This window comes from Nocardioides sp. GCM10030259 (assembly GCF_042666375.1).
Lineage (GTDB): Bacteria > Actinomycetota > Actinomycetes > Propionibacteriales > Nocardioidaceae > Nocardioides.
Window position 1 is genome coordinate 75,194 of the sequence record NZ_JBHTDF010000005.1, and the last position, 12,834, is coordinate 88,027.

At 72.2% G+C, this 12,834-nt stretch carries 11 protein-coding genes; 5 read left to right on the plus strand and 6 right to left on the minus strand.

All coding sequences use genetic code 11. The features are described from left to right. Positions 1 to 9: 9 nt before the first annotated feature. Positions 10 to 1,056 (minus strand): formylglycine-generating enzyme family protein, encoded by a 1,047-nt coding sequence (locus ACFQQI_RS04875; RefSeq protein ID WP_378558757.1) that lies wholly within the window; start codon positions 1,054 to 1,056, stop codon positions 10 to 12. Between the two features lie 141 nt (positions 1,057 to 1,197). Here ACFQQI_RS04875 and ACFQQI_RS04880 point away from each other — a divergent pair, with 141 nt between their 5' ends. Continuing rightward, positions 1,198 to 2,925: a sulfatase-like hydrolase/transferase gene (locus ACFQQI_RS04880; protein ID WP_378558760.1), complete on the plus strand. Its 1,728-nt coding sequence runs from the start codon at positions 1,198 to 1,200 to the stop codon at positions 2,923 to 2,925. Between the two features lie 71 nt (positions 2,926 to 2,996). Here ACFQQI_RS04880 and ACFQQI_RS04885 read toward each other — a convergent pair whose 3' ends face one another. The 5 genes from ACFQQI_RS04885 to ACFQQI_RS04905 all read right to left on the minus strand — a co-directional run bounded on the left by ACFQQI_RS04885 (position 2,997) and on the right by ACFQQI_RS04905 (position 7,771). After that, the gene (locus ACFQQI_RS04885; protein WP_378558763.1) at positions 2,997 to 3,827 is read right to left on the minus strand and encodes an ATP-binding cassette domain-containing protein; all 831 of its coding nucleotides are present in this window, start codon (positions 3,825 to 3,827) and stop codon (positions 2,997 to 2,999) included. Then, the gene (locus ACFQQI_RS04890) at positions 3,824 to 4,057 is read right to left on the minus strand and encodes a DUF1918 domain-containing protein (RefSeq protein ID WP_378558765.1); all 234 of its coding nucleotides are present in this window, start codon (positions 4,055 to 4,057) and stop codon (positions 3,824 to 3,826) included. The genes ACFQQI_RS04885 and ACFQQI_RS04890 overlap by 4 nt, the downstream gene beginning before the upstream one ends. A gap of 117 nt (positions 4,058 to 4,174) precedes the next feature. Then, the gene (locus ACFQQI_RS04895; RefSeq protein ID WP_378558768.1) at positions 4,175 to 6,706 is read right to left on the minus strand and encodes an ABC transporter permease; all 2,532 of its coding nucleotides are present in this window, start codon (positions 6,704 to 6,706) and stop codon (positions 4,175 to 4,177) included. 2 nt (positions 6,707 to 6,708) lie between these two features. Then, positions 6,709 to 7,503 carry an ABC transporter ATP-binding protein gene (locus ACFQQI_RS04900; protein ID WP_378558771.1) on the minus strand — a complete coding sequence of 265 codons (795 nt, stop codon included), beginning with the start codon at positions 7,501 to 7,503 and terminating at the stop codon, positions 6,709 to 6,711. 85 nt (positions 7,504 to 7,588) lie between these two features. After that, positions 7,589 to 7,771, minus strand: a complete 183-nt coding sequence (locus tag ACFQQI_RS04905; protein ID WP_378558774.1) for a hypothetical protein — start codon at positions 7,769 to 7,771, stop codon at positions 7,589 to 7,591. A gap of 186 nt (positions 7,772 to 7,957) precedes the next feature. On the opposite strand from ACFQQI_RS04905, the gene ACFQQI_RS04910 reads away from it, so the two are divergent. From ACFQQI_RS04910 to gap, 4 genes are all read left to right on the plus strand, one after another. Next, positions 7,958 to 8,233: a DUF1876 domain-containing protein gene (locus tag ACFQQI_RS04910; protein ID WP_378558777.1), complete on the plus strand. Its 276-nt coding sequence runs from the start codon at positions 7,958 to 7,960 to the stop codon at positions 8,231 to 8,233. A 7-nt stretch (positions 8,234 to 8,240) separates the two neighbouring features. Continuing rightward, on the plus strand, positions 8,241 to 10,676 hold the full coding sequence (gene ppsA, locus ACFQQI_RS04915; protein WP_378558778.1) for a phosphoenolpyruvate synthase: 2,436 nt from the start codon (positions 8,241 to 8,243) through the stop codon (positions 10,674 to 10,676). Beyond that, positions 10,673 to 11,737: a class I fructose-bisphosphate aldolase gene (locus ACFQQI_RS04920; protein ID WP_378558781.1), complete on the plus strand. Its 1,065-nt coding sequence runs from the start codon at positions 10,673 to 10,675 to the stop codon at positions 11,735 to 11,737. The genes ppsA and ACFQQI_RS04920 overlap by 4 nt, the downstream gene beginning before the upstream one ends. A gap of 87 nt (positions 11,738 to 11,824) precedes the next feature. After that, positions 11,825 to 12,829: a type I glyceraldehyde-3-phosphate dehydrogenase gene (gene gap, locus ACFQQI_RS04925; protein WP_378558783.1), complete on the plus strand. Its 1,005-nt coding sequence runs from the start codon at positions 11,825 to 11,827 to the stop codon at positions 12,827 to 12,829. Positions 12,830 to 12,834 lie beyond the last annotated feature (5 nt).

A 12,834-nucleotide genomic window follows, 5' to 3' on the forward strand; every position in this document is an offset into this window, starting at 1 on the left:
GCAGCTCGTTCACGCCGCGTCGTTGGCGCACCGGAAGCCGATGTTTCCCGAGGAGGACTCGGCGGTGTTGGACGAGCGGGCAGCGACGCGGTAGCGGTTGCAGTAGCTGTCGTGACACAGATACGAGCCGCCCCGCATGACCCGCGGCACCTGGGACTCGTCCACCCCGGCGGGCTCCGTCGCGACCGGGTCGACGACGGGATCTGCAGCCACACGGTCGGCGTACTCGGTCGCGCGGAACGCGTCGCGGCACCACTCCCACACGTTGCCGACCATGTTGTGCAGGCCGTAGCCGTTGGGCCGGAAGGCCGTCACCGGCGCCGTGGTGAGGTAGCCGTCGTCGAGGGTGTTGCGCCGCGGGAACTCGCCCTGCCAGATGTTGCAGCGCCACCGACCGTCCGGGGCGAGCTGGTCGCCCCAGGGGTACCGCGCGCGGTCGAGGCCGCCACGGGCGGCGTGCTCCCACTCGGCCTCGGTCGGCAGGCGCTTGCCGGCCCAGCGGCAGTAGGCCCGGGCGTCGCGCCACGACACGTGGACGACCGGGTGGTTCTGCAGGTCGCCGATGGTCGACCGCGGGCCGGCCGGATGGCGCCAGTCGGCACCGCGCACCGCCAGCCACCAGGGGACGCCCGCCGCGCGGCGCAGGATGTCCGCCGGCGCGGCGTCGACCGCAAGGTGGAACACCGCCGACACCCCGTCGCGCTCGGCATCCGTGACGTAGCCGGTCGCCTTGACGAAGGAGGCGAACTGCGCGTTCGTCACCGCTTTCGTGTCGATGAGGTACGGCGCGAGCCGGACCCGGTGCGCCGGCTGCTCGCCGTCCGCGGCGTACCCGTCGCCGTGGCTGTCGCCCATCCAGAACAGGCCACCGGGGACCCGGACCTGGCCGCGGGTGCTCCGCTCCCCCAGCGGAACCGGGGGGACGGCCTCCATGTCGGCCCGGGCGGCGGTCGGGGCGCAGCAGGAGCCGACGAGCCCACCGTCGTGAGGGGGTGCGTCGTGGCCCGGCTCGACGATCGGCAGGAGCGGCCGCCCGAGCCCGGAAGGCGTCGTCATGGACCCCAAACTACAGTAGGCCGATCGAGTTAGATCAGGTACGCCGGAGCACCTTCCGATGATCGCATCGCGGACTACTTACTTAATTCAATCTATTAACTGTAGATTCCGGGCAACCTACTCCACGAGAGGAACCCCTCGATGCCATCTCGGAATCTCCTCACGGCGATCGCCGCGCCCGCCGTGCTCACACTCGCGAGCGTCGCTCCGGTGCTCAGCCCTGCGCCGGCCAGCACCGCGGGTGCGGCGCCCGGCTCGGGCGGAGCACCACGTCCGAACCTCGTCTTCGTCATGGCCGACGACCTCGGCTGGGCCGACCTGAGCACCGGGCTGACCAACGGCGGCTACGGCAACGACTTCAACGAGACCCCCCGGATCGACCAGCTCGCCGAGGAGGGCCAGGTGTTCACCGAGGCCTACGCCTCGGTCCAGTGCAGCCCGACGCGGACGGCGCTGCACACCGGGCAGTACGCCACGCGCCCGACCAACAACGTCTACGCGGTGGGCGGCATCACGGGCGGAGCGACCACCCCGTTGCGCGGGATCACCCAGGGCCGCCTGGCCGAGGACGGCAGGACCGCCGTCCCGGTCGGCTACACGACGATCGGCGAGACGCTCCAGGACGCCGGATACACAACCGGCTACACGGGCAAGTTCCACGTCACCGGCTCGATCGACGAGATCGTGACCAGCCACGGGTACGACGAGAGCTGGGGCGGGAGCCAGAACTCGCACGCCACCTACTACTTCGCCACCGACGACCAGTTCAACGACTCGGTCGCACCCGCCCTCGACCAGTTCGCCGGCGACTACACCCAGGAGTACGTCGACGAGAACATCGCGCCGTACAGCGACGGCGTCACGGACGCCCAGCTCGACGCCCTCGTCGGCACCGACAAGCACGTGACCGACGCGCAGACCGACGCGACGCTCGACTTCATCGACCGCAGCAAGGGCGAGCCGTTCTTCGCCTGGGTGAGCGAGTACGCGCCCCACTTCCCGGTCAACGATGCCCAGGCCCGCCCGGACCTGCTGGCGAAGTACCGCGCCAAGGCACCCGGCGAGGACCCCGCCAAGCCGTCGTACGCCGCCCTGACCGAGGGCGTGGACCAGTCGGTGGCCCGGATCATCGACCATCTCGAGTCGACCCCGGACCCGCGCAACGGCGGCAAGCCCCTCGCCGACAACACGCTCGTGATCTTCACGTCGGACAACGGCGGCGAGGAGGACCCGGTCAACTCCGGCGCGTTCAACGGTCCGCTCCGCGCCGACAAGGGCCAGATGTACGAAGGCGGCGTGCGCGTCCCGTGGATCGTGTGGAGCAAGAACCCGGACCTCGTCCGCGGCGGCGGCCGTGCCAACGACACGCTCGTGAACAGCACGGACCTCTACTCGACGCTCTCGTCGTACGCGAAGGCGAAGCTGCCGGCCGGAGTGCCGCTGGACGGCATCGACCTGAAGCCGGCGTTCAGCAGGGGCACGAAGATCAACCGGGACCACTTCCACCACCTGCCGGGGTACGTCGGCGTGCAGGGCCCGGCTTCGAGCATCCGCGACGGCCGATGGAAGCTGTACTACGAGTACACGGACGGCTCCTTCGAGCTCTACGACCTGACCAGTGACATCGGGGAGACCACCGACCTGGCAGCCGCGAAGCCGGGCCTCGCGCACCGGCTCGGCCGGCAGCTGATCGCATGGCTCGACGAGACGGACGCGCCGCTGGCGACGCTCCGGGCCGGCCAGCCCACCCGCGTGCTCGAGGACTTCACCGGTGCGACCTATGCCGACGGCGAGGTGACCCGGCACCACGGCGACACGATCACGGTCGCTGCCGGCGACCAGGTCCCGTTCGTCCTGCCGAGGCCGTAGCGGATCCACGACCCGCTCGAACAGGATCCGCAGGGCGGCGGCTGTCGGGGGCCGCCCTGCGGATCTCTCGTCTACCGAGGCCGTGTGGGCATCAGTCGTTCGGACTCCCCCGCCGTCATCAGCTCGACGACGGTCCGCCGGTCGAGCTCGTCGACCGTCCGGACGGCGACCATCCGGCCCAGGTAGAGCACGGCGATGCGGTCGGCGACCTGGAAGACGTCGTTCATGTTGTGGGAGATCACGATGACCGCGACCCCGCGCGCGGCGAGGCGCCGGATCAGGTCCAGCACCACGGCCGTCTGGGCGACACCGAGCGCCGCGGTCGGCTCGTCCATGATCACGAGACGGGAGTGCCAGAGCGCCGACCTGGCGATCGCGACCGACTGGCGCTGGCCGCCCGACAGCGACGCGACCGGCTGCCTGATCGAGTGGATGGTGGTGACGGCGAGCTCGCGCAGGGCCTGGCCCGCGGCCACCTCCATGCTCGGTTGGTCGAGGACGCCGTGGGCACCTCGCTCCCGGCCCAGGAACATGTTGGAGACGACGTCGAGGTTGTCGCAGAGCGCGAGGTCCTGGTAGACGGTCTCGATGCCGAGGGCGGCGGCGTCCTTGGGTCCGCGCAGGTGGACCTCCCGGCCCTCCCACCGGATGGCCCCCCGGTCGGGGCGGTGGATGCCGGAGATGCACTTGACCAGCACGGACTTCCCCGCGCCGTTGTCGCCGGCGAGCGCGGTGACGAGGCCGGCCGGCACGTCCAGCGAGACGTCCGTCAGCGCCTGGACGTTCCCGAACGACTTGTCGACGTGCTCGAGGCGCAGCAGGGGCGGCGCCTCGCCGGTCGGCTCGGGCGTGTCGGGCTCCAGCGCGACAACCTGTCGAACGCCGATCTCCTGCGCACTCATGAGACGTCCGCGTCGCCGACGTGGTCGCGAGCACGCTCCACCCGCTCGTAGTGGTGGACCTCGGCGTCCGGACCCGGGTAGACCAGGGCCTCCCGTCCGGTGTCCGACCAGCGCACGACGTACGGCGGCGAGCCGTCCGCGCGACGCACCGCGAGCACCTCGCCGTCCCGGATCGCACCACCGACGTGACTGCTCCGGACGATCAACCGGTCACCCACTGCCGCGAACATCTGTCCACCTCCCCGGCAACGCTCTGCCTCTCCCTCCACGCTTCCGCGCCGCCCCCGCCGTCGCCACGGCCGAAGGCCCGCCGGCGCCGGGACCAAGTGCCTCGTCGCCCGGTCCTGTCACTCCGCCGAGACCGCCGAGAGCACGTCGACGCGGCTCGCCCGGCGAGCGGGACCGATCGCCGCGAGGAGCCCGACGGCGATGGCCACGGCGACGTAGACGGCCAGGGTCGTCAGTGGCACCGTCACGGTGGTGATGCCCTCCGCGGTCAGCGCCCTCGCCAGGGCGACCCCCGCGGCGACCCCGAGCGCGACTCCGGTGAGTGCGCCGAGCACGGACATCAGGACCGACTCCCGGCGTACGACCGCGCGCACCTGGCCCCGGGTCCCGCCGACGGCTCTCAGGAGCCCCAGCTCACGGGTGCGCTCCAGGACGGAGAGCACCAGGGTGTTCACGATCCCGAGGACCGCGATCACGACGGCGAGCAGGAGCAGCGCGGTCACGATCCCCAGCAGCTGGTCGACCGACTGCTGCGCCTTGCGGGTGATGTCTGCCGGCGTGTTCACGGTGACGTTCGGATAGTCGGCGAGCGCGGCCTCGATGCGCTCCTTGGCATCGTCGGCGCCGACGCCGGGCGACGTCGTCAGCAGGATCGCGGCGTCGAGCCGCGAGGTGACGTTCGCGTCGAAGTCGTCGATCGTGATCACGTACGACGCGTTCAGGAAGCTCCCCTTGCTGAACGTGCCGGCCACCCGCATCACGCGGTCGCCCGTCTCGGGGAACGTGACGACGACCGGGTCCCCGGGCCCGACCCCGAGCTGCTCGGCCTCGGTGGAGCTCACGAGCATGCTGCCCGGTCGGAGGTCATCGAGACTGCCGCTCTCCAGCCCGAGGTCGACGACCCGCTCGAGGCCGTCCGTGCTCAGGGCGCTGATCTGGTGCTCCATGCCGTCGATCTGGGCACCCCACTCGCGCTGCTCGACCACGGCCTCGATGTCGTCGCGCGACCGCAGGAGCGTCGCCACGGACGAGCTGATGCCCAGGCCCGCACCGGCCGGCTCGAGGACGAGGTCGGACCGGTTGCCGGCCCGGACCGCCTCGGACACGGAGTCCTCGAGCGACGCCGCGGCCACGGCGACCGCGGTGACGACCGCGAGCCCGATGGTGAGGGCGAGCGCGGTCGCTGCCGCACGTCGCGAGCTGCGGACGACGTTGCGCGCGGCCATCCGCCATGCGGTGCGCCGGCTGTGGCCGACGACCCGCGCCATGCCGCGCGCCAGCATCGGGCCGACGACGACCAGGCCGGCGAACGTCGTGAGCGTTCCCACCACCGCCCACCAGCGCTGGTCGCCGACGACCGAGACGAGCGCCAGGGTGCCGGCGCCGACGCCCACCAGCGCCCAGCCCGTGGCGTGCCGGACCAGCCCCAGCTTGCCGGCCGTGGGCTCCGCATCGCGGAGCGCCTCCATCGGCGCGACGCGGGCGGAGGACCAGGCGGGGAGCAGCGCGGCGACGGCCGTGACGCCGAGCCCGACCGCGAACGCCGCCACCACCGTGCGCGGCTCGACGGCCGCACTCGTGCTGGGGACGTCGACGCCGATGACGCCGAGCAGCGCCCGGATCCCGGTCGCCAGTCCGACGCCGGCGCCGAGCCCGAGCGCCCCGGCGAGAACACCGACCACGGCCGCTTCGAGCAGCACACCGCCCAGCACCTGGCGGCGGGTGCCGCCGACGGCGCGGAGCAGGGCGACCTCGCGTCGACGCTGGGCGACGAGCACGGTGAAGGTGTTCCAGATGACGAACGTGCCCACGAACAGCGACACCCCGGCGAAGACGAGCAGCACGGTCGTGAACACCCCGAGGGCGTCCTCGACGGCGGCGGTGCCCTCGTCCGCGGCCTGATCGCCCGTCACGGCCTCGACGCCGTCCGGTAGCACCGCGGTCACCCGGTCGCGCAGTGCCTCCGCGTCGACTCCCGGCTCCGCGCGGACGTCGATCTCGTCGACCGTGCCGACCTTGCCGAGCACGCGCTGCGCCGTGGGCAGGTCGAAGCCCGTCATGGTGGCGCCGAGGAGGCTGTCGGTCTCGCCGAAGCCGACGATGCCGACGAGGTCGAAGGTCCGCCGGCCCTCCTGGAACACGACGTCGACGTCGTCACCGACCCCGAACCCGGCCTTGGCCGCAGTCCGCGCGTCGATGACCACCTCGCCGGGACCCACCGGCGCCCGTCCCTCGCGGATCGTGCCGGCCCCGGAGAGATCGCGGTCGACCGGGATGCTCGTGCCGAACGTCGGGGCGCCGCCGGGCTGGATCGGCTCACCCGCCTTGTCGATGATCAGGGCGAAGCCGAAGACCGAGCCCTCGGCGACCTCGACACCGGGCACGGCGCGCACGGTCGCGACCGTCCCCTCGTCGAGCGGACGCACCTGTCCCCCGGTCGTCGTCACGTCGGCGTCGTAGGCGCTCTCCGACCGCACGACGACGTCGGTCCCCGACGTCAGCCCGGCATAGAGCTCGTCGAACGCCTTCACCATCGTGTCCGACAGGACGAACGTGCCGGCGACGAAGGCGACGCCGACGGTCACGGAGGCGACGGTCAGCAGCAGGCGGAGCTTGTTCACCACCAGGGAGCGCAGCGAGAAGCGGATCACGGTCAGCTCCCCGCCAGTCGCCCCATCGTCGCGAGGACGAGGTCACGAGTGGGCTCCCGCATCTGGGCGACGATCGACCCGTCGGCCAGGAAGACCACGCGGTCGGCGTACGCCGCGGCCCCGGGGTCGTGCGTGACCATGACGATGGTCTGGCCGAGCTCGTCGACCGCGGAACGCAGGAACCGCAGCAGGTCGGCGCCGGCCCGGGAGTCCAGCGCCCCGGTCGGCTCGTCGGCGAACAGGACCTCCGGCCGCGAGATGAGCGCGCGCCCGATGGCGACGCGCTGCTGCTGCCCGCCGGAGAGCTCCGAGGGCCGGTGGGTCAGCCGGTCCCGAAGACCGAGCTCGTCGACGACGGTCGAGAACCAGGCGGCGTCGGGGCGGCGTCCTGCCAGGTCGCAGGGCAGCAGGATGTTCTCCTCCGCGCTCAGCGTGGGCAGGAGGTTGAACGACTGGAAGACGAACCCCAGCCGGTCCCGCCGCAGCAGCGTCCGCTCGCGGTCGCTCAGGGAGGCGAGCTCCGTCCCCCCGAGGAAGATCCGGCCGGAGGTCACGGTGTCGAGGCCGGCGAGGCAGTGCATCAGGGTGGACTTCCCCGATCCCGACGGCCCCATGACCGCCGTGAACTCCGCACCGGGGATGTCGATCGTCACGTCGTCGAGCGCCGTCACGGCGGTGGCGCCGGACCCGTAGACCTTCGTCGCGTGCACGGCTCGGGCTGCGACCGCGGCGCCGACCGGGGCGGTCGCGTCTGTCGGCGTCGGCTGGGCACGAACGGGAAGTCGCAGTCCTCTCATGCTCCCCAGCGTCACGCGATCGGCGGGCGGTGCGGAGAGGCGATCGACCCGACCTGCCACGGACTCGGGTCCCGGGTCATCCTGACTAATCGAGGGCCGAGAACGCCTCGTAGACCATGAACGCCGGCCAGACCAGGCCCTCGAGGACCGCGAGGACGTGCCACCAGAACCCGTCGGCCTGCTGCCAGAAGTAGACCCACGCGCCGAGGATCCCCAGTCCGTAGAGGGCACCACCGCCGGCGGCGGCCCCGGATCCCTTGTCGCTCATCTCGTCCTCCTCGCGGCACCGCGCTGGGCCCGTGCTCCGGGCCCGCCACCGTCCACGGTCGGCGGGACGACCGGCGCTCCGGGAGGGGACAACGTCCCGGGCCGGCCGGGTCCAGCGCCCGTGCCCGGCACACGGCGACCGACGGATGCTCGAGACACCGGCACGCCATCCGAGACGGAGGACCCCATGCACACGAAGACCTGGCACCTGCACGTCGACCTCTTCGAGCAGGAGGACACCACCCGCGCCGAAGTCGTGCTGCGCACCGACGCCGGCACCGAGCTCCGGCACGTCGGCACGGCCCGTCGCCGGCCCGGCGACCGCGACGTCCCGGAGATCGGCGACGAGCTCGCCGTCTGCCGCGCCCTGTCCGCACTGGTCCACGAGCTGCTCGACGCGACCATCGCCGACATCCAGGCCAACGACCCGACCGGCCGCGGGCCGGCCGTGCGGGTGGAGTGAGGCCGTCATGCCCGCACCCGAGCTCGTGCTCGACCTCGCCCGGATCGGCCGCGACGACATCGCCCTCGTCGGCGGCAAGAACGCCTCCCTCGGGGAGATGCACCAGCACCTGTCGGCGGCCGGGGTCCGCGTCCCCGGCGGCTTCGCCATCACCGCCGCGGCCTACCGGCACGTGCTCGACGAAGCCGGCGCGTGGCCCGAGCTGACGGCGACGTTCGCAGGCCTCGACCCCGACGACGTCGTCGACCTCGCGGACCGCGCCGAGCGCGCCCGCCGGATCGTGTACGACGCCGGCCTGCCCGACGACCTGCGCGATCAGGTGCTGTCGGCGTACCGCGCCCTCCGCGACCGCTACGGACCCGACCTGCGGGTCGCGGTGCGCAGCAGCGCGACGGCGGAGGACCTGCCCGAGGCCAGCTTCGCGGGTCAGCACGACAGCTTCCTCGACGTCGCCGACGAGGAAGGACTGCTCGAGGCGGTCCGGCGCTGCTTCGCCAGCATCTTCACCGACCGTGGCGTCCATTACCGGCACCGCCAGGGCTACGACCAGCTGAGCGTCGCCCTGTCGGTCGGCGTGATGAAGATGGTGCGCTCGGACCTCGCGAGCTCGGGCGTGATCTTCACGCTCGACACGGAGTCCGGCTACCGCGACGCGGTGTTCCTGACCGCGTCCTGGGGACTGGGCGAGACCGTCGTGCAGGGCGCGGTCGACCCCGACGAGTTCTACGTGCACAAGCCGACGTACGAGGCCGGCTTCCGGGCCGTGCTGCGCCGCCGGCGCGGCGAGAAGGCGATCCGCATGGTGACGGCGGGGGCGTCCGGCACCCGCACGGAGATGACGCCCGCGGCCGAGCGGCACCGCTACTGCCTGACCGACGACGAGGTCCTCGAGCTCGCGGGCGCCGCGATCGCCATCGAGCACCACTACGGGCACCCCATGGACATCGAGTGGGCCAAGGACGGGACCGACGGCGCGACGTACGTCGTGCAGGCCCGCCCCGAGACGGCCACGTCCCGCGCGTCGACCACGCTCGAGAGGTACGTCGTGGAGTCCCACGGCGACGTGCTCGTGACCGGCCGCGCCGTCGGCGACCGGCTCGCGGCCGGACGCGTGCGGGTCATCAAGGACGTCCACCACCTCCAGGACTTCCGGCCTGGCGAGGTGCTCGTCGCCGAGACCACGACCCCCGACTGGGAGCCGGTGATGAAGACGGCGGCCGCCGTGGTCACCGACCGCGGTGGACGCACCTGCCACGCCGCCATCGTCGCCCGCGAGCTCGGCCTGCCGGCCGTGGTCGGCACCGAGGACGCGACGACGACGCTCCTCGACGAAACGCTGGTCACGGTGTCGTGCGCCGAGGGCGACACCGGACGGGTCTACGACGGCGATGCCGCGTTCCACGTCGACGCCGTCGACCTCGCCGACCTGCCTCGTCCCAGCACCCGCATCATGGTCAACCTCGGCAACCCGGCCCTCGCGTTCCGGACCTCGATGCTGCCGAACGACGGCGTCGGGCTGGCCCGCATGGAGTTCATCATCAGCGAGGCCATCAAGGCCCACCCGCTCGCCCTCCTGCACCCCGAGCTGATCGAGGACGACGACGAGCGCGCGCAGGTCCGCGCCCTGGTGACGGGCCACCCGGACGGAGCGGCGTACTTCGTCGAGCGGCTCTCGGAGGGCGTCGGCACCATCGCCGCGGCGTTCCACCCGAAGCCGGTGGTCGTGCGCATGTCGGACTTCAAGACCAACGAGTACGCCAACCTCCTCGGTGGCTCCTGGTTCGAGCCCGACGAGGAGAACCCGATGCTCGGCTTCCGGGGCGCGTCGCGCTACGCCCACCCGGCGTACGCCGAGGGCTTCGAGCTCGAGTGCCGGGCCATGCGGCGCGTGCGCGAGGAGATGGGCCTGACCAACGTCGTGCTGATGCTCCCGTTCGTCCGGCGCATCGACGAGGCCGACCGCGTCCTGGCGCGGATGGCCGAGCTCGGCCTGGAGCGCGGCCGCGACGGGCTGCAGGTCTTCGCGATGTGCGAGATCCCGAACAACGTGGTCCTGGTCGACGAGTTCGCTCAGCGGTTCGACGGGCTCTCGATCGGGTCCAACGACCTCACCCAGCTCACGCTCGGCGTCGACCGCGACAGCACGATCGTCGCGTTCGACTACGACGAGCGCGACGCCGGCGTGAAGCAGATGATCCGGCTCGCCGTCGAGGGCTGCCGGCGCAACGGCATCCACTCCGGCCTCTGCGGCCAGGCGCCGTCGGACTACCCCGACATGGCGGAGTTCCTCGTCGAGATCGGCATCGACTCGATGAGCCTCAACCCCGACAGCATCCTGCGCACGACGCGCACCGTCGTCGAGGCCGAGCAGCGCCTCGACGGGACAACGGCGCCCTCGAGGTCGCGCTCTTCTACTCATGAGATGCCAGGAGGCACGCGATGAACCCCATCTCCCTGCACGTCACCGCCCAGGCACTGGTCGCACCCGGCAAGGGAGTCCTCGCCGCGGACGAGAGCCTGCCCACCATGGCGAAACGCCTCGCCCGCATCGGCGTCGAGTCGACCGAGCAGGTGCGCCGTCGCTACCGGGAGCTGCTGTTCACGGCTCCCGGCCTGAGTGAGCACGTCAGCGGCGTCATCCTCTTCGACGAGACGATCCGCCAGCACACCACCGACGGCACCCCCGTCCCCCGGGCGCTCGCGGACGCCGGCATCATCCCGGGCATCAAGGTCGACGCCGGCACGAGGCCGCTCGCCGGCTTCCCCGACGAGGTGGTCACCGACGGGCTCGACGGCCTGCGCGACCGACTCCGCGAGTACGCCGCCCTGGGCGCGCGGTTCGCGAAGTGGCGTGCCGTCATCCGCATCGGCGCCGCCCTCCCGACGCCGGGCTGCGTCGAGGCCAACGCCCATGCCCTGGCGCGGTACGCCGCGCTCGCGCAGGAGGCCGGCCTGGTCCCGGTCGTGGAGCCCGAGGTGCTCATGGACGGGACGCACTCGATCCACACGTGCGCCTCGGTGACGACCACCGTGCTCCGCACGGTCTACGACCAGCTCGCCCGCCAGCGCGTGGACCTCGCCGGCACCCTGCTCAAGCCCAACATGGTGCTGCCCGGCACCCAGTGCGGCGAGGACGTCCACGACACCGAGATCGCCGCACGGACCCTCGCGGTGCTGCGCGACACGGTCCCGGCGTCGGTGCCCGGCATCGTCTTCCTCTCCGGCGGACAGACCCCCGAGCAGGCGACGGCCCGCCTCGACGCGCTCAACCGGCGCAGCCCCCAGCCCTGGGAGCTGAGCTTCTCCTACGGCCGGGCCCTCCAGGCTCCGGTCCTGGACACGTGGGACGGCGACGAGACGAACGTCGAGGCAGCCCAGGACGCCCTGCTCGAGCGCGCCTGGCTGAACGGCGCCGCCCGCCACGGCCGGTACCTGCCGGACATGGAGCGCGGCCGGGACGCGGCCGTCGCGGCCGCCGGGCAGAACGTCGCCACCAGCAGATGACCTTGGGCCCTGCGCAGGCCGTGCCGCGCCGGGGACCGTCAGGAGAGCGCAGAGAGGTGCACCGACACCGGGAGGAAAGGGGTCGTCGTGACCATCAGGATCGGCATCAACGGCATGGGGCGGATCGGCCGCGCGCTCGTCCGCATCGCTGAGCAGGACGAGGAGCTGGAGGTCGTCGCCGTCAACGACGTGGCGGACCCGGCCCAGATCGTCCGGCTGCTGCAGCGGGACAGCACGTTCGGACGCTTCGCTGCCGAGGTGCGCCACGAGCAGGGCCTGCTTCTCGTCGACGACCGCAAGGTGGCCATCAGCCAGGAGCGGGATCCCGCTCGACTTCCCTGGGCAGATCACAACGTCGATCTCGTCGTCGACGCCACGGGCAGGTTCCGGACCCGTACGGAGCTGGCGGCGCACGTGGCGGCCGGCGCGCCCAGGGTCGTGCTGTCGGCTCCGGGCAAGCAGGTGGACGCCACGATCGTCATGGGCGTGAACGACGAGGTCTACGACCCCGCCCGCCATGTGGTCGTCTCCAACGCGTCGTGCACCACGAACTGCGTCGCACCCATGGTCAAGGTCCTCCACGACGCCTTCGGGGTGGAGCACGGGTTCATGACGACGGTGCATGCCTACACCGGCGACCAGAACCTCCTCGACGGCCCGCACAAGGATCCGCGGCGGGCGCGCTCGGCGGCCGTCAACATCGTGCCGACCACGACCGGCGCGGCGCGCGCCGTCGGACAGGTGCTCCCGGCGCTCGCCGGGAGGCTGGACGGCGTGGCGCTCCGCGTCCCCGTCGTCGACGGCTCGCTGGTCGACCTCGCCGTGCTGCTGGAGCGTGAGGTCACCCCGACGGAGGTCAACGACGCGTTCGCGACCGCAGCGGCACTCGGCCCGCTGGCCGGACGACTGCGCTACGAGCCGGAGCCGGTCGTGTCGTCCGACATCGTCGGCGATCCGGCCTCGTGCGTCTTCGACGCCGAGCTCACCCAGGCCTCGGGCCGCTTCGCGAAGGTCTTCGGCTGGTACGACAACGAGTGGGGCTACACGTGTCGCCTGGCCGACCTGGCCAGGCTCGTGGGAGCCGGACGGTGACCAGG